At 32.6% G+C, this 22581-nt stretch carries 22 protein-coding genes; 1 reads left to right on the forward strand and 21 read right to left on the reverse strand.

The features are described from left to right. Window positions 1-2: 2 nt before the first annotated feature. The 5 genes from ribH to carB are packed head-to-tail and all read right to left on the reverse strand — an operon-like array spanning window position 3 to window position 4917. Complete coding sequence (gene ribH, locus ACYQZV_RS04560; RefSeq protein ID WP_459893787.1) at window positions 3-461, reverse strand: 6,7-dimethyl-8-ribityllumazine synthase; 459 nt, start codon at window positions 459-461, stop codon at window positions 3-5. A gap of 20 nt (window positions 462-481) precedes the next feature. Then, window positions 482-874 (reverse strand): YbbR-like domain-containing protein, encoded by a 393-nt coding sequence (locus ACYQZV_RS04565; protein WP_459893678.1) that lies wholly within the window; start codon window positions 872-874, stop codon window positions 482-484. Window positions 875-881: 7 nt separating this feature from the next. Beyond that, window positions 882-1814, reverse strand: a complete 933-nt coding sequence (locus ACYQZV_RS04570) for an ATP-binding protein (protein ID WP_459893680.1) — start codon at window positions 1812-1814, stop codon at window positions 882-884. 32 nt (window positions 1815-1846) lie between these two features. Beyond that, window positions 1847-3331, reverse strand: a complete 1485-nt coding sequence (locus ACYQZV_RS04575; RefSeq protein ID WP_459893683.1) for a DHA2 family efflux MFS transporter permease subunit — start codon at window positions 3329-3331, stop codon at window positions 1847-1849. Beyond that, window positions 3328-4917, reverse strand: coding sequence for a carbamoyl-phosphate synthase large subunit (gene carB / locus ACYQZV_RS04580; protein WP_459893685.1), 1590 nt, complete (start codon window positions 4915-4917; stop codon window positions 3328-3330). The genes ACYQZV_RS04575 and carB overlap by 4 nt, the downstream gene beginning before the upstream one ends. A 217-nt stretch (window positions 4918-5134) precedes the next feature. Here carB and ACYQZV_RS04585 point away from each other — a divergent pair, with 217 nt between their 5' ends. Then, the gene (locus tag ACYQZV_RS04585; RefSeq protein WP_459893687.1) at window positions 5135-5743 is read left to right on the forward strand and encodes a hypothetical protein; all 609 of its coding nucleotides are present in this window, start codon (window positions 5135-5137) and stop codon (window positions 5741-5743) included. Between the two features lie 263 nt (window positions 5744-6006). On the opposite strand, the gene csx2 is transcribed toward ACYQZV_RS04585, so the two are convergent. The 16 genes from csx2 to ACYQZV_RS04665 all read right to left on the reverse strand — a co-directional run bounded on the left by csx2 (window position 6007) and on the right by ACYQZV_RS04665 (window position 22571). After that, window positions 6007-7182 carry a TIGR02221 family CRISPR-associated protein gene (gene csx2 / locus ACYQZV_RS04590; protein ID WP_459893689.1) on the reverse strand — a complete coding sequence of 392 codons (1176 nt, stop codon included), beginning with the start codon at window positions 7180-7182 and terminating at the stop codon, window positions 6007-6009. Between the two features lie 15 nt (window positions 7183-7197). Further along, a complete protein-coding gene (locus tag ACYQZV_RS04595) occupies window positions 7198-8130 on the reverse strand; it encodes a hypothetical protein (protein WP_459893691.1) in 933 nt (310 codons plus the stop codon). Further along, the gene (locus ACYQZV_RS04600; RefSeq protein WP_459893693.1) at window positions 8112-9233 is read right to left on the reverse strand and encodes a TM1812 family CRISPR-associated protein; all 1122 of its coding nucleotides are present in this window, start codon (window positions 9231-9233) and stop codon (window positions 8112-8114) included. Before ACYQZV_RS04600 ends, ACYQZV_RS04595 begins: the two co-directional genes overlap by 19 nt. A gap of 109 nt (window positions 9234-9342) precedes the next feature. Then, on the reverse strand, window positions 9343-9933 hold the full coding sequence (locus tag ACYQZV_RS04605) for a 3'-5' exonuclease (RefSeq protein ID WP_459893697.1): 591 nt from the start codon (window positions 9931-9933) through the stop codon (window positions 9343-9345). Window positions 9934-9946: 13 nt separating this feature from the next. Further along, on the reverse strand, window positions 9947-10885 hold the full coding sequence (locus tag ACYQZV_RS04610) for a peptidylprolyl isomerase family protein (protein WP_459893699.1): 939 nt from the start codon (window positions 10883-10885) through the stop codon (window positions 9947-9949). Between the two features lie 35 nt (window positions 10886-10920). After that, window positions 10921-12183: a PDC sensor domain-containing protein gene (locus ACYQZV_RS04615; RefSeq protein WP_459893701.1), complete on the reverse strand. Its 1263-nt coding sequence runs from the start codon at window positions 12181-12183 to the stop codon at window positions 10921-10923. Next, window positions 12170-12739, reverse strand: a complete 570-nt coding sequence (nadD, locus tag ACYQZV_RS04620; RefSeq protein WP_459893703.1) for a nicotinate (nicotinamide) nucleotide adenylyltransferase — start codon at window positions 12737-12739, stop codon at window positions 12170-12172. Before nadD ends, ACYQZV_RS04615 begins: the two co-directional genes overlap by 14 nt. Next, window positions 12730-13533 (reverse strand): DUF72 domain-containing protein, encoded by an 804-nt coding sequence (locus ACYQZV_RS04625; protein ID WP_459893705.1) that lies wholly within the window; start codon window positions 13531-13533, stop codon window positions 12730-12732. The genes nadD and ACYQZV_RS04625 overlap by 10 nt, the downstream gene beginning before the upstream one ends. After that, window positions 13520-14719: a hypothetical protein gene (locus tag ACYQZV_RS04630; protein ID WP_459893707.1), complete on the reverse strand. Its 1200-nt coding sequence runs from the start codon at window positions 14717-14719 to the stop codon at window positions 13520-13522. The genes ACYQZV_RS04625 and ACYQZV_RS04630 overlap by 14 nt, the downstream gene beginning before the upstream one ends. Continuing rightward, a complete protein-coding gene (locus tag ACYQZV_RS04635) occupies window positions 14664-15623 on the reverse strand; it encodes a gluconokinase (protein ID WP_459893708.1) in 960 nt (319 codons plus the stop codon). Before ACYQZV_RS04635 ends, ACYQZV_RS04630 begins: the two co-directional genes overlap by 56 nt. Next, the gene (locus ACYQZV_RS04640) at window positions 15616-17484 is read right to left on the reverse strand and encodes an NADH-quinone oxidoreductase subunit G (RefSeq protein WP_459893710.1); all 1869 of its coding nucleotides are present in this window, start codon (window positions 17482-17484) and stop codon (window positions 15616-15618) included. The genes ACYQZV_RS04635 and ACYQZV_RS04640 overlap by 8 nt, the downstream gene beginning before the upstream one ends. Further along, a complete protein-coding gene (gene pyrF / locus ACYQZV_RS04645; RefSeq protein ID WP_459893712.1) occupies window positions 17471-18148 on the reverse strand; it encodes an orotidine-5'-phosphate decarboxylase in 678 nt (225 codons plus the stop codon). Before pyrF ends, ACYQZV_RS04640 begins: the two co-directional genes overlap by 14 nt. Next, window positions 18141-18992 carry a DUF86 domain-containing protein gene (locus ACYQZV_RS04650; protein WP_459893714.1) on the reverse strand — a complete coding sequence of 284 codons (852 nt, stop codon included), beginning with the start codon at window positions 18990-18992 and terminating at the stop codon, window positions 18141-18143. The genes pyrF and ACYQZV_RS04650 overlap by 8 nt, the downstream gene beginning before the upstream one ends. A 44-nt stretch (window positions 18993-19036) precedes the next feature. After that, the gene (gene mnmG, locus ACYQZV_RS04655; protein ID WP_459893716.1) at window positions 19037-20869 is read right to left on the reverse strand and encodes a tRNA uridine-5-carboxymethylaminomethyl(34) synthesis enzyme MnmG; all 1833 of its coding nucleotides are present in this window, start codon (window positions 20867-20869) and stop codon (window positions 19037-19039) included. A gap of 5 nt (window positions 20870-20874) precedes the next feature. Continuing rightward, window positions 20875-21402 carry a thioredoxin family protein gene (locus ACYQZV_RS04660; RefSeq protein ID WP_459893718.1) on the reverse strand — a complete coding sequence of 176 codons (528 nt, stop codon included), beginning with the start codon at window positions 21400-21402 and terminating at the stop codon, window positions 20875-20877. Further along, complete coding sequence (locus ACYQZV_RS04665) at window positions 21399-22571, reverse strand: pyridoxal phosphate-dependent aminotransferase (protein ID WP_459893719.1); 1173 nt, start codon at window positions 22569-22571, stop codon at window positions 21399-21401. The genes ACYQZV_RS04660 and ACYQZV_RS04665 overlap by 4 nt, the downstream gene beginning before the upstream one ends. Window positions 22572-22581 lie beyond the last annotated feature (10 nt).

Genomic DNA, 22581 nt, shown 5'->3' on the forward strand with positions numbered 1-22581 from the left:
AGCTAAATATTTTTCAAAACGTTTATAGTTTCTATCAAAGCCATAGCAGCTTCAAAGCCTTTGTTGCCCTGTTTTGTACCAGAGCGCTCTATAGCTTGCTCTATGCTGTCTGCTGTTATAACCCCAAAGGCTATTGGTTTTTCAAGCTCTAAAGATATCATAGCTAATCCTTTTGACACCTCAGCCGCTATATAATCAAAATGAGGTGTTTGACCTCTTATTAAAACACCAACGGCTAATATTCCATCAAAATCTTTTTTAGCTAGTTTCTTACAAGCAAGAGGCAGTTCCCAAGAGCCAGGGACTCTTACGAGCGTTATGTCGTTTTCTTTTACACCGTGTCTTTTTAAAGCGTCGTAAGCTCCTTCTATTAGCCTATCTACAAGCGTAGAGTTAAACCTAGAAGCTACTATACCTATCTTTAAGCCTTCTCCTAGAAAAGAACCTTCTATCATCATAATTATTAGATTATAAACTATTTTTATTCTTTTTTCTTTACAAAAACCTTTACGTAAGTTGGTTTAGAAAGGTTTTGTTTTATCAAAAATGGCATAGGCGCTTCTACATTTACTTTGGCTATATTTATACCAGTTTTAAGAGTTCTTGCATCTATGTAAGCTTTTGTTTGTCTTAAGATTTTAGGATTTAAAACCCTATCCACCACAAGTATGTTTAATACAACATTTTTAGGCTCTACTATATAGGCATAATCTTGTGATTTATGTTTTATGTGAACTGTTTTATAAATTTCTATAGGTACGTAGTTGCCAAAGTTAACATAAACCCATAGTCCTATGCTTATAATTAAAGCTAGAAGCTTTAGTTGCCAATCTTTTAAAACAAGTTCTTTTGTAAAAGTTATAGCGTTTTTCATAGTGTTATTATTTTCCGTTGGATTCTTTTGTTTTTTTTGACTTACTTATTCTTCTATCTTCACCAAACATATAGATAAAATCGCATGTTTCCCCAAGTCTTGAAGCTATACTTTCTCCCAATCTCAACACTAAATCTGATTTCAAAGAGTTTGGAAGATCATCGTAAGAAAACACTTTACCTTGCTCAGCTTCATTTTTTTCAAATATCTTTTTGCTGGAGGTTTGTATCTCTGAGCTTTGCTTTTTGTTTGAAGGACTATTTGATAATCCCACTTGCTCCGGTCTTATATTGTATTGTAGTAGGTTAAAATTTGTTGTTATTATAATAGGTGCCATATCGTTGTATCTAGCTGCTATGATATAAGTCAATATATCTTTGTTGTAATCTGTTAGAATTTCACTACCAAGGTCATCTAAAACAAGTATTGGAGCTTTTAAAACTTTGTTAAGTAGTTTTTCATAACTATTGCTATTTAGATGTCTATCTTTTCCTATCAAAGATTTTAAATCTAGTATCAGGCTTCTAACATCGTAAAAAAGCCCTCTTATTTTGTATTTTTCCTCTAAATAAAGCAAAGAGAATATGGAAAGATAAGTTTTGCCAACGCCTGGTGGGCCCATGAAGATAAGCCCTCTTCCTTCATTTTCTTTAAATTTATTTACATAATCAAGTACAGCTATATAAGCGTTTGTATAACTTCCGTCTTGCTCTTCCGTATAAAAAGCGTCCATGTTATCGGCTATTTTCCAATATCTTTTTGGTATGTTCATAGCTTTTAACAACGAGTCCTTAGAAGAAAGAATGCACTCGCAGTAATCTACGGTATTGTCTTCTCTTATAATAAACCCTGTCCCTTTGCACTTTTCACACATGTTCTTCTTTGTATATTTGCTCATATTAGCTTTTAACAAAGATTCTAGCACTCCAAAATTATCCACACATTTAATATATCAGACTAATAAAAAAGTTTCTATGCTTTTGACTTTATTCTTAGGTCTACAGCAAAGAACAAAACACCTACAACGGCAAATACCACACACCAGAAAAACAAATCCTGAAACGCTTCAGAGAAAGCTTGTAGTTCAATACTTTTATAAAGTATAGCCTCTTTTATAGGTTTGTTTAGATATGAAGAGTTTAAAAATTCTTTTATTTTAAAAGCGTTAAAACTTTGTATCATACTTATATTTTCAAAATGATAATCTGTTCTAGTGTTTAGTATGTTTGTGGCAATGGCTGTTCCAAAAGACCCACCTATAAACCTTATATAATCAAGTATTGTAATAACTATTAGCATCTTTTCCTCTAATCCAGAAAGAGCAATGACAGTGACCGGTGGGAAAAATAATCCAAGACCTATACCTACTACTATAAGTTGAAGTTCAGCTGTAATTTTAGGTGTATAGTAATCAAACTTTAATAAGAAAAAATAAAGACTTCCAATGTATATAATTGTTGATATAAAAAGCACCAATTTTGGATTTTTCTTATCGCTAAGAACTCCTCCTATTGCAGAAAATATGGCTATTGATATTGCAAAGGGTAAAAGGATAAGACCTGTTTTGAAACTTTCTATGCCTTTTAGCTTTTCAAAAAATAGTGGTAAAGCGTAAAACACTGCATACATGGAAAATCCTAATATCCAAAAATATGCAAAAAATGCCATCAAAAAGTTTCTTTTAGAGAATATGCTAAGATCGATTAGTTTATCTTTAGAATAAACGTCAAACACAACATATAGTAAGAAACTTATTAATGCCAAGTAAGAGAAAAGTATTGTAATGTTTGAACTAAACCATCCCCATTTTTGACCGTTTGATAAAAGCACAATAAGAGAAATGGTTGATATACTTATAAAAAAAAGACTAAAAAGGTTGAAGCCTTCTATATGCTTACCAGTTTTAAGGCTTTTAAGAAAAAATATAGATAAAAATGTGTTTAATATCCCAACTGGTACGTTTACAAAGAAGATAGCCTCCCAACCTATGTGCTGAGTTAACCATCCTCCTATAGTAGGTCCAGCCGCCGGTGCTAAACTAGCCCCTAGCCCAAAAATACCCATGGCAGTGCCTTTGTTTTCAAATATGCTAAAAAGTATAGCCTGAGCGGATACCATAATAAGGGCTTCAGCTGCTCCTTGCACACTTCTAAACAAAATCATCTCATCTAATCTATGGGAAGTACCACACATATAACTTGCGGATGTGAAAAGCCCAATACCCACTACAAACATGTTTTTTAAACCAACCTTTGACTCTATGTACTCTATCAAAGGAAGCAGCACTGCGGAAGATATCATGTAAGCTGTAACTACCCACTGGATGCCGTATAAGTCGGTATGAAGAGGCGCTATCATTTTTGGTAAAGCTACATCTACTATTGTAGTATCAAGAATTGCCATGAAGGCCCCTATCATGACTATTATAGAATGGACTATTTTCTCTTTTGCGTTCACCTTATCTCCTGAAGAGAGAAAACCTCTATATGACCTTCGCTATTTTTTATAGCTTTTATAGCTTCTAGTATGGCATATCCCCCTCTTATGGTAGTTGTATATGGTATCTTGTGGTTTATGGCGGCTCTTCTTATATAAAAAGCGTCAGACCTTTCTTTATGGCCTGATGGTGTATTTATAATAATTTGAATATCTTTGTTAGCGATGTAATCTACTATGTTTGGCCGTCCTTCGGAAACTTTTAGCACTTTTTCTACCAAGATACCTTTTGATTTTAGGAAGTAAGCTGTTCCTTCTGTACAAAGTACTTTAAATCCAAGCTTTAAAAACCCAGAGACAAGTTCTATTATTTTTGGTTTATCTCTATCTGCCACAGATATGAAAATATTTCCGGATGTTGGTATCTTGCTACCCACTGCTAATTGGGCTTTGTAGTAAGCTATTCCAAACGAAGTACCTATACCCATAACCTCTCCTGTGCTTTTCATCTCCGGTCCAAGTATCGGGTCTACTTCTGGGAATTTGTTCCAAGGGAACACAGCTTCTTTTATAGTAAAGTATTTAAAGTCTTTTGGTAAAAAATCAGAGGCTACATGGTGTTCTTTATCAAAAACTTCTGGCAATATTTCTCTTAGATTTTTACCGAGAGATATTTTTGTAGCTATTTTTGCCAAAGGATAACCGACGCTTTTGCTTACATAAGGTACTGTCCTAGAAGCCCGAGGATTTACTTCAAGTATATAAGGTACATCATCTTTTATAGCAAATTGTAGATTTATAAGACCTTTTACTTTTAAAGCTTTTGCAATTTTTATTGTTTGATCTCTGATTTCTTTTAGAACATCTTCTTTAAGGGTATAAGGTGGGATGGAAGCTGCGCTATCGCCGGAGTGTATGCCAGCTTCTTCTATGTGCTCCATTATAGCGCCTATTAGTACATCTTCTCCATCAGACAAAGCATCCACATCCACTTCTATAGAGTCGCTTAGATATTTATCTATCAATACAGGTCTTTGATAACTTACATCTACTGCTTGTTCTAGATAATCAAGAAGCTCTTCTTCGGTGTAAACAATTCTCATCGCCCTTCCGCCAAGTACGTAAGAAGGTCTTACCAAGACGGGATACCCTATTTCTTTTGCTACTTTTATAGCCTCTTCTTTGGTAATAGCAATATTGCCCTCTGGTTGAAGTATGCCAAGCTCTTTCATCAAAGCGTTGAATCTTCCTCTGTCCTCTGCTAAGTCTATACTCTCAGGAGATGTGCCAAGGACTGTTATACCCCTTTCCCTAAACTCGTTCGCCAATTTAAGAGGTGTTTGACCGCCAAATTGTAGCAAAACACCAAGCACATCTTTTTCTCTTTGTATGATGTAATTGACGTTTTCCATCACTATAGGCTCGAAATATAGCCTTGTAGCAGTGTCGTAATCTGTGGAAACCGTCTCTGGGTTGCAGTTTATCATTATGGCTTCTAGACCCTCTTCTTGGACCGCTTGTATGGCATGTACGCAAGCATAATCAAACTCTATACCCTGACCAATTCTATTTGGACCACTTCCTAAAATAATAACTTTATTCTTCATTAACATAATAATATACAACAATTTGCCTCTTGTGGAATCTATTTTGAATATTATAATCAGCACTAGCTTAATCTAATCTATAAGGCATGGTAAATATGTTAATATAATTACCATTATGTTAACAAATAAACAAATAACTGCTTTGATATTAACAAAAATTGACATCAATGATATGTCATGATATATTAATACTATCAACATATTGGAGGTAAATATTATGAATGATATCAAACTAAAGGCAAGCGAGTATGCAGCGATGATGTCAGTATCATTGAATACTGTCAAAAATAGAATAAAGGCTGGTATATTAAATGGAGCAAAAGAAGAGGATGGTATATGGTATGTGTATTTGACATCAGACGAATACGAGAACCTTCAAAACAACAAAGAAAAATCCCAAGAGAGGGAGCAGGCTATCTCAGAATCTATAGAAAAGTTAAAATCACTTCCAGACGGTGCCCTTATAGCTACATATATTAATATTCAAAGATATGCTGAATTTCAAAAGCAAGAATTGATGCAAGAGCTTTCTAGTCTATACGCTCTTTTGGCGGTAAAAGAGAAAGAGATAGAATTTTTAACAAAGGATTTGGAGCGACACAAGGTTAAGATAGAAGAATTGTTAGAAGAAAATAAATCTTTATCCGAAAAGCTAAAAAACTTAAACAAAGATTTGGAAGATTGTAAAACAGCCTACAAGGACCTAGAAAACAAATATCAAAGAGCAGATATAGATATGAAAAAAATAGTACTTGATAAGGAAAAGGAGATTTTAGAAAAAGAAAGAGAGATAGAGGAGTTGAAAAGGAAATTGCATACATATTGAGCGGAGTTTTCCATACTTATAGAAAATGAAGAGGATGAGCCAATTCTTTTTGAAGATAAAGATTTTGAACATCATTTGAACATGGTGATGGATAAAATATTGCTTTCAAAGCATATAGTTTTATCTGAACTATGTGGGATTGTATAAACTTATATACTGGGATAGGGAGTTCGGTTTTAAGAACTTTGTTTTGATAAAGCTTCTAATTTTGATGCGATATGGTTTAGTTTTGGCTGCCGTTCATAGCTCTTTGTCTTGACTCTTTAAGCTTCTTTGGTTTGAGGTGTCTGTTGATTTAAGGTGTTTTTGATTTCTTTAAATATGTTTTCTTTAAAATGCTCTTTGTCTGTTATGAAATCTTCTTTTATCAAGTTTTTGGCTTTTTGAATAAAAGTTTTGATGTCTTCTTTGTATTTTTTTATGGTGGGTGGATTTACAACTCTTCCCATAAAAGCGTGAGACACAGAATTCCTTAGAGTAGATATTTGGTTCATCAAATCTGCCATATCTTTTGTTACGATGCTTTGATTTTGTAGGTGTTTTACTATAAGACTTTCTAGATTTATTCTATTGCTGTCTTCTAAAACTATACCAAGCTTGTTTAGAGCGCATTCTACAATGGTCTGGGTAAGCACCACCAAAGATTGGTGAAATCTATTGCTTTTATAATAAAGCTCTGCTAGCTCTAAATAGTTTTCATAAGGCTTTTCATGGGAAAACATGTTGGATATACGCTTTAGGTCTTCTTTTAAAAACTCAATGGCTTTTAGGCTCGGTTCTAAAGACATCTTTTCGAACTCTTCTGATATGTTTTTGCTATATTCAATATATTGATTTATTGCTGTAAAACCAAAAAGTGCAGAATAAGTTTGAAGCATCTTTTGATATTTAGAAGCATCTTTTGATTTTTTTTCTAAAAGCCCTGAAAACTTAGAGGCATCTTTGTATTCTTTGTATACGCTAAAAGCTTCAATCCAATCGTTTAACTCTATGATAGGGTATATATCTATGATGGGCTTTATATCATCTTTCACCTCGTAAGCTCCGTAGTATATGGCTTTTATCTTGACAGATTTTATTTTAGATAAAAAGCTCAAAGCGGTGTTTATAAAAAGCGGTATAGACCTAAAACCATGAGTGATGTCCACATAAAGCTCATCCTCTTCTTTTACATCTATGGATGTAATAATTCTAAACATCTCCCAGAAATCTTGCTCGTTTGCTCCTAATGGTACTATCAGCTTTTCGTAAGAGCTTAGCTTTTCATCCACCAATCCCCAGTTTGAACTCTCTGTACCTATTATAAATATTCTATCTGGTTTTATAACCTCTTTTAAAGCATCTATAACATAGTTTGTCTCAAACTCCTGACCTTCAAAAGAGTATCTGGTAATCTGATATTTTCCACCACCTATTATTCCCATTAAAATTTTAGCCATAAAATTATTATATCTCTAATAGATTTTGTTGATAAATTTTAATACATCCTCTTTTATAAGGTTAAGAACTGTTATCTCCCTTGTATCTTGCCTCATATACTCAATCTGTCTTTTATTTTCAAGTCCAAAAAGCGTAAAATAAACGGTTATAGCGTTTGTGCCAGAAGATATGTATATGGATATCTCTTCATCTTTTATATTTTTTTCTTTAAGCTCACGGTCTATGCTAATAAGAACCCATTTTATACTATCTCCGTTGTTATAGTCTGCTTCTTTCTTTATAATTTCGATACTAGGTTTTATATTTTCGACTATCTTGTTAAATATTTCGATTCCTTCTTTTTTTACTTCTTCAGAATAAATTGCAAATATAATCTCTAATTTATCTTTATGAAAATCAATCAAATCTTTGTATGGTTCATAATTTTTTGGTAGATCTTTATTGGATTGATTTTCACTGGGCTTTGATAATGCTAATACCAAAATTCTTCTTTGTTCTCTACCTTTTTCTTTAACTAACATCTCTTGTTCTTTTATATAATAGTCATAAAACTTCAAGACTAACAATCCTACCCCCATGATTTCAAAAAATACTATAAAAAGCTCCAAGGCTTCTTTCAAACCCCATTTATTGCTAATCATAAAGTAGACGATGTTAGAGAGTTGATTAATTAGTATAAGCTCTATGAGAAATCCGGCTAAACCAATGGATATACTTATGTTTCCAGTAAAAAGTTGTTGTAATATAGTGTATCTATCCTTTATTAAAGCTTGCTTAGTTTCTTTTAAAAGCCATGAAAAAATAAAAACCGCAAGTCCAAGTCCAGCAAGTAAAATGTATATATCATATTTATCAAAATAATTATTAAAGATTATTAGTATTGTAGGTGATATAACCAGTAAAAAGTTGTAAATTATATTTAGCTTATCTAATCTTCTAAAAGACATTTCTCTATCCATCCTATAAAGTTTTTATCGTAAGAGAGACAAAGCTTATTGTTTTCGTATTTTGCAAAGGTTATGTTTCCTTCAAGCCCGCTGTGAGCTTTCCAGTTTCTCTTGCTTGGATTTGATATTACCTTTTGACCATCTAACTCTTTTAATCTTAAAATATTTTCTATATTGTTTTGCTGTTCTTTGTTTTGGATTACTCTTATATCTTTTCTCAATATTATTTCGTTTTGTCCAAAGTCCCTTTTGTAAATATTGTATATTTTTATGAATGTTTCTAAATCTTGCAAGTTTATCCACTCTTTTTTAGCTATACCAAGACTTTCTAAAGTGTTTGACAGATTATGGTATATTGCCAAAAGATACATGATAGCATATATAAGATTTGTGGTTTTTGAATCTGGTATGCTTTTTTTATAGGTATTATAAAAATATTTCGTTAGGTGATTTATAGTGTTTTGTATGGTGTTTTTATCATGATAACCTTTGGTATATATAAAAAGAGGAATGTTGTATTTTATAGCTTTTAAAATGAGCATTGCGTTTTTGACCATGTCGTAGACATCTTTTTCTAAAAACTCCAAATCTTTGATGCTTACAAACGTATCAAACAAAACCATGGTGCTAATATCTGTGGTATAAAGGTTTATATTTGTGGCGGTGTTTCCTATGATAGGGTCTCCGAATAAAAGTTTAAACTCTAAGGATTTACGGGGGTATGTTTTCAGGCTTTTAAAAACCACAAAACTCCTACAAGCTTCTTTCAAAACATCTGGATATACATTTAGCCCGTACATGATATTTAAATAAAGTTCATCTATATCACTCTCCAAGTCTATATCAATAAGTTTTAAAAATACTAAGAGCTTTATGTACTCATAAGAAGATTTGTGATAATCTGGTACCAGTTCGTTTTGAGCTTTTTCTACAATGTGCTGGGATAGACTTTCTGGTAAGAAAAATATATTTATAGCATTTATCTTCTCTCCAAAAGCCAAAGACCCAAGCTTATGAGTTCCCAAAAACTTCCCATCATAGTAAAAATTCTTCTGGTTATATCTGCTAAAATCTGCTCCCGCATTCACTATTAAGCTTATCATATATACCTTTCCACAATTAGCTTTCAAACTATAATTTTACACACAGCTTTACAATTTAAATATGACGTAAAAATATTATATTATAAGACTTTTGATGATGTTTTAACTTCTATATCTTTGAGTTTATTAAGCTTTTAAGATAAAAATAACTTAATTCTTTTTTATATTGTTTCCTAGCAATATCTATAAGTTTGTTGAAGATGTTGTAGGTAAGTAGTGCATCGTCTTTTGCTCTATGAAGTCTGTCATATTTTATATTAAAGTAATCTGCTACTGCAGAAAGCTTGTAAGATTTTAGATTGGGGATGAGTTTTTTAGAGAGTTCAAGAGTGCAGATATTTGGAGAGTTTAGTTTCTTCTGAAGATATATACTGTAGGCTTTATTTAAAAACGATAAATCAAATTTCACATTGTGGCCCACTATTATATAATCTTTCACGAAGTTGTCAAAATCGTATATAACCTCTTTGACCTTAGGTTGGCCTACTAACATAGCGTTTGTTATACCTGTTATCTCCGTGATTCTCTTTGGAATGAAAAAACCTGGATTTACGAGCCTATGAAATTGTTTTGTAATTCTTTCTTTTTCTACCAAAAAGGCAAAGATTTCTATTATTTCATGTTCGTCTGGGTTAAGCCCTGTGGTTTCTATATCTAAAACTACATATATGTCATTTTCAAAAGATTCATTAAAGTACATGATTTCACACACATTACTGTAAATATACCTTTATATAGCTCTCCTTTTTAAGTTTGTTTAAAATCTCGTCATATTTTTTCTTCATTTTTTTCTCTAAAAGCTTTTTCTTTAGTTTGCTTAGATCAACATTTTGATACACTAATTTTATGTTTTTTATCTTAGCAACGTATATGTTGTTTTTGCCTTCTGCAAAGACTATATCGCCCTTTGACGCTTTCCATACTTGTTCGTCTAAGTTCTTTTTTAAATCGCCTTTAGCTACCTCTAACTCTTGAGGAGTTAAACTTAGTTTGCTGGCTATTGTTTTTAGGCTTGTGGTATTGTTTAAAAGCTTGCTTAGTTTGTCTTTATCTTTTTTGGGTACTATCAGAAGCTCAATATCTCTTTCTAGTTTTGGTTTACCGTATTTTAACTTTAAAAGCTCTATATCAGTAGGTGTTAGATGTACAGCTTTTCTTAAATATTCGCCAAAACCAGCTGTTGCTAGTATTTCCTTTCTTAAAAAGCTTCTAAACTCTTTTGGAGATATTCCTTGTTTTCTAAGCTCTTCGTAGAGCTGTTCTACGGTAAGGTGGTTTTGAGAAGCCATATCTTTTATTGTCTGGTCTAAAAAACTTTCTGGAGTTGCCATGTGGTTTGCGCTAAGATATTGATATATAAGATATATGTCTATCAATCTTTTCAGAGCTAACTTAGCATCTTTTGTACCAAAATACACCATCGCTATTTTTAAATCACTTTCTAATATTGGTTCTCCGTTTACAGAAGCTACCACTCTATTTACCAAAACTCCCGGAGTACTATGCAATAGTTCCTCGAAGCTGTTTTCTGATTTAATTTGATGGTTTTTGTCAATGTTGCTATTGCTTTTATCAACTTTGGCTAATACAATGTTGGTGATTGTAAGCATTGAAATAATGCTAGTCAGTATCTTGTTTTTGTGAAGTTTCATGCTGCCTCCTTACTTATCATTTTAATATAAAAATACTAACTTTGTAGGCTTATTTTTCCTATATCAGAGTAAGCTATATCTCCAGCCACAACATAGGTTTTGTTTTGATATTTAAAGGCTTTTGATATGGTAATACAAAAATCGTCAGTAGCCTTTGAAAGATAAACTTCTGTAATGTATGGTATTTCAGAGGCTTTTTTGAAATAAACTTCCTCTGCCCTATTGGCTCCTTTTTTGCCTGATGCTATGGTTTTAGTTACATTAGGATTTATTATATTGTTTGATATCTGAATGCCGTTTTCGTTCATTATGTATATAAGATCGTAAAAAGGATATTTTTTAAACATATCGTACAACATAAACTCCCACAAATTTTTTTCTGATTTTACCAATACGTTTGCAATATCTTCTATAGAAGAGAAGATTTTTTCTTTTATAATCTGGACAGTGGGAAAGTCTTTTTTAGATATATATGTGGCAAGAAGTGGTTGCAATCCATCGAATATAGCTATAGTATTCTTCATGTTTTTTATATATACTTTTAAAATATTTATCCTTTCTGTAAAAGCTTCATAAGTTTTGATGTTGGAAAGGTCCATTACAACGGCATATATGATAGGCGTTTCATGGTGTTGGAATAATACGCTGTATTCTTTGTAAAATTCATCAAAAAACTGCATTATTAAATCTTTAGTAATTTTTGTTTTGTGGACACTATATATTTCGCTATCTTGTTTTTCTATATAAGTGCAACACTCTTTGGATATACTTTTTAGTAGATCGTTTATTAGTTTAAACAAAGAATCTATTTTATACCCAAGCTCTTCCCTTAATTTTTTAAAATCTTGAAAACCTATAACCAAAGCGTAGTAATCTTTACCTAGCATTTTTGATATTTTATCCTGTGATACATCCGGAAATTTAGTCAAGTAATGAATTATAGTATCGTAATTTATAATCCCTATATATTGGTTTTTATTGTTTACCAAAAATAAATCTGATACCTGAAGCCTAAGTATTTCTATAACATCTGAAAGTCTTTGAGGGTTTATGTTGGTATTTTTTACTTTTGGGAGTGGTTTTGATAGCTCTCCTATATTTAAGTTTCTATTGGCAAAAGCTATGTCATCTTTTTTTACTATACCTATTGGAATCTGGTTTTTTAGTACTACTATATATTTATAGAAAGGTTTTTCCTTGAAAAATCTATATACCAAATCTACTTTATCTTCGTAATCAAAGGCAGGTATATTTGAAGAAAATATATCTAAACTTACATAGTTTTCAGCTTTTGGCATACAACCCCCATTTGTGTATATATTTTAAGACATTATCTGGCACCATGTGTTTTATGCTTTTGCCTTCTTTTATGCGCTTTCTTATCTCTGTAGAAGATATGTCTATTGTTCTTGTGTTGCAAAATATAGCATCGACATCTTTGTTTAAAAGGTGATTGTCTTTGCCCCTTTTTACCACTATAAACTTTGCTATCTTTACTAGCTCTTCATATTTGTACCATTTGTCAAGTGTTAAATAAGCGTCATAGCCTATTATAAACGTTGGTATTTGCTTGTATTTTTCTTTTAATATCAAAGCACTTTTATAGGTATAAGAAACTTCTTCTTTTTTAAGTTCTATATCTTCTATAAAAGCCCAAGACTCATCTTTTAAAGCCAATTTCAACATATTAAACCGGTCCCTGGGAGAGGCTATAGGATAGGATTTAAAAGGAGATATAAAAGAAGGCATAAAATATATATTGTCTATACCACAAAGCTCACAAACATCTCTTGCCACAAGTATGTGTCCTATGTGTATAGGGTCAAAACTACCGCCAAAAAACGCTATACCCATATGTTTTGGTTTCTTATAAGCTCTAACTTTTCTGGTATTTCTACCTCAAATCCATATAGACGTTTCATTTCTAAAGCATTTAAAAAAGCTCCACCTCCAAAGGTGTTGTTAAAAAATATGTAGGTAGGTTTATTGTTTTCTATCTTTCTTATCTTTGTTTTTAACTTTTTTAGCTCATCTATACTATATACATATTTGTATGGGTTTTCTTCGTCTTTTCCGTGTATTCTGATATAGTTAAAATCTGCGGTGTTTATCCATGGGCCTACCAAAGCATCTTCTTTTTTAGGGGCGTCCACGTTTACTATGCTTACGTTGTTTTCTTTTAAAAGCTCAAAAACATCTTTCCTATTAAAAGACTTGCTTCTAAACTCTATAGCAATAGGTAAAGGTTTTAAATGTTTGATAAGATTGTTGACATGCTCTATTGTCTCTTCTTTGTAATGCATAGAAGGTGGAAACTGAATAAGTATAGCTATAAGATGGCCTGATGATACGATGGGCTCTATGCTGTCTATAAATTTATCCAAGCTTTCTTTGTCGTAATTTTTTAAGTGTGTGAAGCTTCTATGGAGTTTAATAGAATATTTTAAGGTTGGTGCTTTTTTAAGTATGGATTTTATATGATGCTTTTGGGGATATCTATAGAAGGTGAAGTTTAGCTCTACGCTGTCAAAAAATTTTTTGTAATAGAGTATAAACTCTGATGGTCTTATACCGTTTGGGTAGAATCTACCTATGGCATCTTTGTAATAATAACCACTTATACCTACATGTATGTTAGCGTTTTTCATAATAGTTTTCCGCTATACCAAAAAGCAATAAAATTAAAGGAAGATAAAGACTCCAGAAAAATGTAAAAAGAGAACCAAAAAGCTGATAAACCATAGTAGAGACAAAACTTACAAATAAAAAATCTTCTGGTTTTAGAGCTTTTAAGCTAAAACTAAACTTCAAAACTCTCCAATAAAACCAAACAAGCCCTACAAGACCGATAAGCCCTTTTTCTATATACTCAGATATCGCTTCAAAAGATTCAAACTTTTCAAGTCCAAGAGACGGGTCTAGCTTTAAACCGCTTCTAACCCCGTGCCCTATAAGAATTGCAGGGATATTTTTATCCTTTATGTCGTTTTCTATAATTCTAAAAGCGTGTATCATTATTTTATACCTGAGGCTTGAAACAGTGTTTAACTCTTTTTGAGTGATTTTTTCATGTTTTATGATTTTAACAATTACGTCAAATCTAGGATCTTTTCTAAAAACGTAAAACCCGCCCACAGACACTATAAGAATAGACACCGCTGCTATAGAAAGAATAATCTTTTTGGAGTAGCTTCCCAAAGAAGCACTTATAAAAACGCTTAATCCCGCCAAAAATCCCAGTAAATCAGACCTTTTTGTGCTTAAGACCACCATAAAAGCATATAAAAAAAATAGCCCTAAAAATAAGAATCTTTTTGAATCTTTTTTGTATAGAAAAACCCCTAAACAAGAAAAAGCTATCATAGAAAATATAAACCCAGAATCAAAAGCTCCTCCAAACAATATCATCTCGTAACCTTTGGTTTTAAAATTATAAAAAGCTATCAAAGAAAGCGGTAATCCCAAGAATGATAGATATAAGTTTAATTTTTTTGCAAAGGCTATGTAGTCTATATTTAGATAGTTTTTCTCTAAGTACAAAAGCATAAAAACAAGCTCTTCAATGGCATGATTTATTTTTGATATATTAAATAATATACTGGAAATAAGACCCGGAATTATGTATGTAAATATAGGTGCTGTCAGAATGCCCTTTAGATTCTTGTTTTTAATTTCATCGTATAAAAGTACCAAGAGATATATTACAACAAAAGCTTCAAAAATTGTAATTGATAGAAAAAATGTAAAAGCCAAAGACCACAAAAGCCAGTATCTTATGTTAGACAATTGAATCTGCATACTCTTTTGATAGTTTGAAAAGTTTTCTTGCTTCATTTGAAATGCCTTCTTTATTTTCTATGTGTGGGTCATTTAGCAAAAACGACGTCACTTTGCCTCTTACATAAGCTCTATAACATTTGTAAAAATCCAGCAATATATTAAAGTCTTTATCTTTGGTGATATTTTTATAAGTTTCTTCATATACTTTTGAAAAATGCCTGTATCCTTTAAAGTCTAACTCCATAGATAAAAAACACATGTCATTTATCTCATCCTGAATCCTAAATCTATCGTTAAATTCTATGGCGTCCATTATACATATGTTTTCTTTCATAACGACGTGTTCTAGTCTTATATCTCCATGCCCATCCACTACGTATCCTTCTTTTTGCCTTCTTACAAAGATTTCTTTGTGGTTTTTATAAAAATTGTTTACTTTATCCTTTATAAAGCTATAGTCTTCTTGCGATATGGTCTTTCCTATAAACTCTTTTGTTTGTTCAAAGTTCTCGTCGGTGTTAAATTTCATCTGCTCATATAAGTCAACATCATAGACTTTGGTAGTTTTTATGTGAAAATTTGCTACTACTTCTGCTACATTTTCAATATCCTTATCTGTTAAAACATTTAACCTATTTATCATAAAAAACTCATCTTTTACCCTTTTCATTTTCAAAGCGTATTCTGCTATATTTTTGCTTGAAAACTCGTAACCATCGTCTACTTTTGATATTGGAAGCACTTCTATATAAATATCAGCGCAAAGCCTTTTGTTTATCTCAAGCTCTTTGTAATTATAAAGCTTTCTTCTTTCTAACGTTGAATAATCTAAAAAACCAAAATTCACAGGTTTCTTTATTTTATAAACAAACTCATCAGTAAGTATTACGAAAGAACTATGCGTTTGAACAAGCTTACCTTTTAGCTTATCTTTTAAATAAAAAACCACTTCAGACATTTATTTCTATCGCCGCCTCTTTGTTTTTCTTATCAAGGTTTTGAAGCAGTGAGCTATATTCCATTATCCAAGAGCTGTTGTAAACAGATATATCTTTTTTATAATCCGTTTTAACTATACCTTCTTTATAAGAGAAAGAGTTTCCAATGCCTGCAAGTTTTGGAAGCTCAAGCAATATATCGTCGTTTATTTCAAAAGGCAATACTTTTGCAACTTTTTGTACTCCTCTTAAAGTATGTATGGTGCCATTCTTCTCCCCAGTTAGTTTCATAGGTATGCATGCATCTGCCAACATAGAAAATTCACTTTTGAAAGGTGTTACAAGAGTTAGTTTTACGCTTTTAAAAGCTTCAAAAACAAAGTCTTTACTAAAGTAATCAAATAAATCTTCTCCAAATAAAACTACTGATTTTATCTCACCTTTTTCTATCATGTCTAGTATAAGCCCTATATCTGTTATGGGTATTTCTTTTAAAGCTTCGTAAAGCCCAATGGCGTTTGTCTGGGGCGGTATAGGCATCACAGGGGCATCTATATTAGAAAGCATTTCTCCAAGGTTTTTGGCATCTTCATATCTAAAGCTATAGATATCCACCAATATAGCGGTATCTTTATCTACTACTTTCTTTATGTCTTCTAAACTAATATAAGTTGGTTTAAACTTATCATCTCTAGATTTCTTGTTTGATGTTTTGTAAACTTTGCCGTTTATTCTATAGCTTACCACAGGAGCTACCGAGCTTATATCATCTCCTATGAATACAAACTTGCTTTTAGAAATTATATCATCAAGATGTGCTATCGGTTTTTTGTAAGCTTTTAAAAAAGGCATTAGGTCAATGGTAATAACAGAACTTACATAAGAGCTAGATTTCTTAGCTATGTCTAGGGCAATGGATATTTCTTCGTTTGTCATAAAAGGAGATATAATTATTGCTGTTGGTTTTTCTTTTAGGCTTTTGTTTATTATTTCAATGGGTTCTGAAAATGGGAATCTGTGCTCATTTGAAATAGGATTTTTAATCCTGTTGTAGTTTAGCATGTCGTATCCAAAAAATATTTTTGCACAGCTGTCTAAATCTTTGCCGGGCTTTGTTCTATATACCTGGGCTTTTGACTTCCAATCTCCTACGCCAAATTCAAGCTCTATTGTACATCCGGTTGGACAATTTAAACAAACGGTTTCTTGGTTTTGTAAAAGCCAACTTCTAGTCCAAAACTTGAAAGGTTTAGATATGATGGCACCCACTGGGCATACGTCTACACACATACCACACATATCACAAGAAGATGTATCAATTGGTCTTACGGTAGGTACTATATTTGAATCAAAACCTCTTTCTTCTACATATAAAGCTTTTGCTTTGTTTATATAATCGCATACTCTTGTGCATCTATAACAGACCACGCATCTATTTGAATAATATTCTAAATAGTCACTTTGCCAATCGTGTTCTTCTCTATGCTTTTCTAAAGCAGATACTGGTACTATTTGAGTTTGAGGACCATATATAGCTCCGTAATTTTGCAGCTCGCATTCACCGGCTTTGTCGCATATCGGACAGTCAAGAGGATGTCTTGTCATATAAGCTTGCAATAAATACGCCTGATTTTCTTTCACAGCTTTTGCTTGGGTGCTAACCCTAAGACCTTCTTGTATTTGCAAGGTGCAAGATGGTATTACTCTATTTTGATTTTCTACAAGCACTATGCAAAGCCTACAAGACCCAAGAGGTGGTAATCTATCAAGATAACAAAAATAAGGAATTTCTATACTATTTGATAACATAAATTTGAGAAGGTTTTCTCCTTTTGGAGCCTTATATTCTTTTCCGTCTATAAATATGCTAACAGTTTCCATAAAAACCTCCTATTTTGCTAAGTATATCTAAAGTAGTTTGCTTAGGATCTTCGCTTTTAAATATAGCTCTTCCCATAACTATTAAATCTGCTACTTCTAAGACTTCTTCTATCGTGGCTACTCTTTTTTGGTCGTCTTTTTCGTCTTTGTTTAGTCTTATCCCTGGTATTACGGTTTTTAAGTTAGGAAACTTGCTTTTTATACTAAAAGCTTCAAAACTAGAACAAACTACCCCATCTAAATTGTATTTGTAAGCTACGCTAGCAAGATGAAGTACCATATCTTCTAAAGAATAGTTTGAATGTAAAAACTTCATATAGCTTTCGTCGTGAGAGGTTAGTATTGTAACTCCTATTATGTTTGTATTTCCCTTTATATCTTTTAGCGAGCTAAGCATGTTTTCTCCACCCAACAGATGTATAGTCAAATAATCCACATCGTGTTTTGCACAAACTTCTACGGTTTTTAATACAGTGTTTGGTATATCGTGAAATTTTAAATCTAAAAATACTTCAAAGCCATCTTGTTTTAGAGCTTTTAACAATGAAAACCCTTCTTCTAAAAACACTATAGGACCAATTTTTACGACAATAGGAAAACCTTTTAATTCTTTTAGCGTATCTAAATAGTTTTTGTTGTCTATTGCCAATGTTAGCTTAGGCATTTTTCACAAGTTCTTTCAAAGAAGATGATAGCTCTTTGATATAAGCCTCAAAATACGGCAAAAGCTCTTTTAGAGTCTCATAAAATTCCCCGTGGTTAACGTCCCAAGTGGTTATAAGCTTGTTTTTCAGTCTCATCATATCATAAGCCACATTTGGGTTTTCTATTAGATTGGCTTGAGCCATCACCACTAAGCAATCGTCTGATGGATTTTTAAATTTGAACTTAGGAGCCAAATGTCTACATATATCAAACAGAGCATCGTATGCCACTTGATAAAAATATTTTGCTCTATCAAAATACATAGGTTTTGATAAAAACTCTTCTTTATCTTTAGATAACACAAATTTTAACTTTTCAACGGCGTCTTTTACATGTTTTGCTTTTTCATTTAGAAAATCATAGTCTATTAATAGATAATTTTTCGTGGTAGTTTTTATGTAGTTTATTATATGTTCTGCATAGTCTCTAAAAAGTTTTACATGAGAATTTAGAAAATCGTATAGATAATTTGGGTCTATATCTTTTTTTAAGTCTCTGTAATTTACATAAAACTCCGATAAATCCTTCATATCTTTTGCAAAAGGAAATCCAAGAGCTTCTGATAGTTCGTAAAGACAGTGCTTTGTGGTTTTTATACTTAACACTTGAGATATATGTCTACAAGGTCTCATGGCCGATTCAAAAGCTATATTGAAATCTGTTCTTACTTTATCTACAACAAGCTTATTTACTGCAAAAGCTTCTTTTGGAAGTTTGAGATTTTTAAGGAGATCTTTATAAACCTTTTCTAGATTTATGAAGCTTTGTACTATTAATGATATATTAAAGCCTTTGCTCTTCATCTTATGTATTATAAACTAATTTTATGTTTTTTGTATGCTATTTGTTAGCCTAAAATACCCATGTGTATTAGTATTGCGCTTATGGAAGCTGGTGTTATACCATCTATGTTCTTGGCTTGGGCTATGGTGGCTGGTTTTAGCCTTTTTAGCTTCTCTATGGCTTCTTTTGTAAGACCTTTCACGTTTTCATAGTCCATATCTGGTGGCAATTTTATGTGTTCAAACATCCTTAGCTTCTCGTTTAACTTTTTCTCTTTTTCTATATAGTATTCGTATTTTAATATTATTTCCGTTTCATCTTTTATATAAGGATTTTGAGGGGTATCAAAGCCAAATTCTTTTATTTTTTCTATACCCTCTACTGCTATTATTTGAGCCAATGTGTAAGGTTTTGGATTTTCTCCTATATTTACAATAGTTTTCTGGCTTTTATAATAATCTACATAATACTTTATACCATTTAAAAGTTCTTTTGCTAAGTCGTAATCTTCTTTGCCTAAAAGCCCAAGATTGTGAGAAAACTCAAGAAGTCTTTCAGGAGCGTTGTCTTGTCTTACGGAAAGTCTATACTCTGACCTTGAAGTAAACAACCTGTAAGGTTCTATTATCTCTTTTGTGGTAAGGTCTTCTGCCATTAGACCTATGTAGCTTAAGGACCTTGGTAATATTATGGGTTCTTTACCCTTTGCCCTAAGACCTGCGTTTATCCCAGCCAATATTCCTTGACCCGCTGCTTCTTCATAACCTGTAGTGCCGTTGAAGTTACCTGCATGAAACAATCCTTTTATCTTTTTGGTTTCAAGCGTTGGGTATAGCTCCAGCGGGTCTACTATATCGTACTCAATAGCATAAGCTGGTCTTATAAGCACTACGTTTTCAAGCCCTCTTATAGTTCTATACATTTCTTGCTGTATATCTTCTGGTAGCGATGTGGAAAGACCGTTGGGATATATCTCTATCGTGTCTTCTCCCTCTGGTTCTAAAAATATTTGATGTTGATCTTTAGTTTCAAATTTTACAACTTTGTCTTCTATAGACGGGCAGTATCTTGGACCAACGCCTTTTATAAGTCCGCCGTAAAGGGCTGTTCTATGCAAATTTTTTCTTATTATTTCGTGAGTTTTTGGATTTGTGTATGTAATATAACAATCAATTTGCTTTTTGCCAGGATTGAACCAGTAGCTTCCTCTTGGTTCTGAGAACAATGAAAATTTTGGCGCTGGTTCATCACCTGGTGCTTTTTCAAGCCTATCAAAGTTTATTGTCCTTTTGTCTAGTCTTGCAGGTGTTCCAGTTTTAAACCTTTTCATTGTAAAACCGTGTCTTTTGTAAAACTCATCTAAGTTAGTGGAAGGTGGTTCCCAAGCTCTACCCCCAGAAAATACTTTATCTCCTATAAAAATCTTCCCATTTAAAAATGTGCCGGTAGTAACTACAACAGCTTTGCACTCGTACTCTATACCAAGCTTTGTTTTTATACCCATTACTTCTTGGTTTTTTAACAATATATCTACTACCTCATCTTGTATAAGGTATATATTCGGTATATTCATTAAAGCTTTTTTCATGTATTCTTTGTACTTTAGCTTGTCTGCTTGGGCTCTTGGTGCCCATACGGCTTCTCCCTTTCTCTTATTTAGCATTTTAAACTGAATACCTGTAGCGTCTATGGCTTTTGCCATTTCTCCGCCAAGTATGTCTATTTCTCTTACTACAATACTTTTTGCTATACCACCGATAGCTGGATTGCAAGACATTTGCCCTATGTTATCTACGTTTATGGTAAAAAGCCCAACACTATTACAAAGCTTAGAAGCACCGATTGCGGCTTCTATGCCAGCATGTCCTGCTCCTACTATCACTACATCAAATTTCATATATCTTAAGATAAGCAGTTGTTGGCTTTTATGTATGAGTTTATATCTTCTTTTTTATAGCTTTTGGTGGTAATGAAGTTTACAACACAAACCATAGTCTTTGGTTTTACATAGCCTGGTACGTTTAAAATGACTTTACCATCTTTGTTTAGGAAAAATATGTTGGGGTAGGCGTTTACTCCAAGGTCTGCTGCTAAATCTTGTCCAGTTCCTATGAGTTTGTGATTGTTTATAATTATCTTGTAGAGTTTTGAAGTATCATCCGCTAACACTGGGGCTACTTCAACATTCTTAAGAGCTTCAATAAGATCTTTGTTTGTGGTTATATCGTGCTGAAGTTTATGGCAGTAAGGACAGTCGCTACTTTCTATTATAAGCATTTCGTAGTCTTTTGTAGGCTCTAAATTTACTATAGGTATATTTTTAGAAGAGCTTTCTTTCAAATAATCGTTTACACTGCTTTTATTAGAACAAGATGTTGCCAAAAGCCCAACACCAAATATAAGACCAATAGTCAAAATAAGCTTTTTCATAAATTGCTAAGCGCCTCGTGGATTCTTTTTACACCTTCTGTTAACGTGTTTTCTGATACGCAGTAAGAGAGTCTTGCCCAAAAATCTTTACCAAAAGAAGAACCTGGCACAAGCGCTACCCTTCCTTTTTCTAGTATAAAAGAACTCATCTCTATATCGTCTTTAAAATAATTTTTATACTTCGTTAAATCTATAAACATGTAAAAAGCGCCCTTTGGCTTTGAGTAAGGTATTTGATATTTGTCAAGGATATCAATAAGATGTTTTCTTCTTTTTGCAAAAGTATTTTTCATATTCTCTATGAAATCTCTTGATTTTTCGTTTTGTAAAGCCTCTAAAGCTCCCCATTGAGCAAAGCTTGTGACGTTTGATACGCTTTGGCTATTTAAATCTGCTATGATTTTTGCATACTCTATAGGGCATGCCACATAACCTACTCTCCATCCTGTCATAGAAAATGTTTTCGAAAAAGCGTTTACAGTAAAGGTAATTTCTCTTGCCTCTTTGCTAAAAGATGCTGGGCTTACCATAAAAGCACCATCGTAGATAAAGTGCTCATAACACTCATCAGATATTATAAATATATTCTTTTCTATACAAAATTCAACGATTTTTTCAAGGTTTTCTTTTGATATGACAGCACCAGTTGGGTTTGAAGGAGAGTTTACAATAATAGCTTTTGTTTTTGGGCTTACGTATTTTTTTAGTATATCTAAAGTAAGTTCAAAATTGTTTTCTTTAGTTAATTCCGCAAATACAGGAATACCACCAAAAAGCCTTATCTGTTCAGGGTAGCTTACCCAATAAGGAGATGGTACAATTACTTCGTCTCCTTCATTTAATATTGTCATAAAAATAAGGAAAAGTAGCATCTTAGCACCGGTGGATACCACTATTTCAGAAGGGCTATATTCTATGTTGTTTTCTTTCTTAAGCTTATTGGCTATGGCCTCTCTTAAAAGCGGAATACCAGAAGACGGTGTATATTTTGTTTTACCATCTTCCAAAGCTTTTATACAAGCTTCTTTTACAAACGCTGGCGTATCTATATCTGGTTCTCCAGCACCAAAACTTATAATATCTATACCCTTTGCTTTAAGCTCGTTGGCTTTTGCACTAACTGCCAACGTTGGAGAAGGTTTAAGTGTTTTAACTCTATCAGCAAGCATACAAATATTA

The organism is Hydrogenobaculum acidophilum (assembly GCF_054656715.1).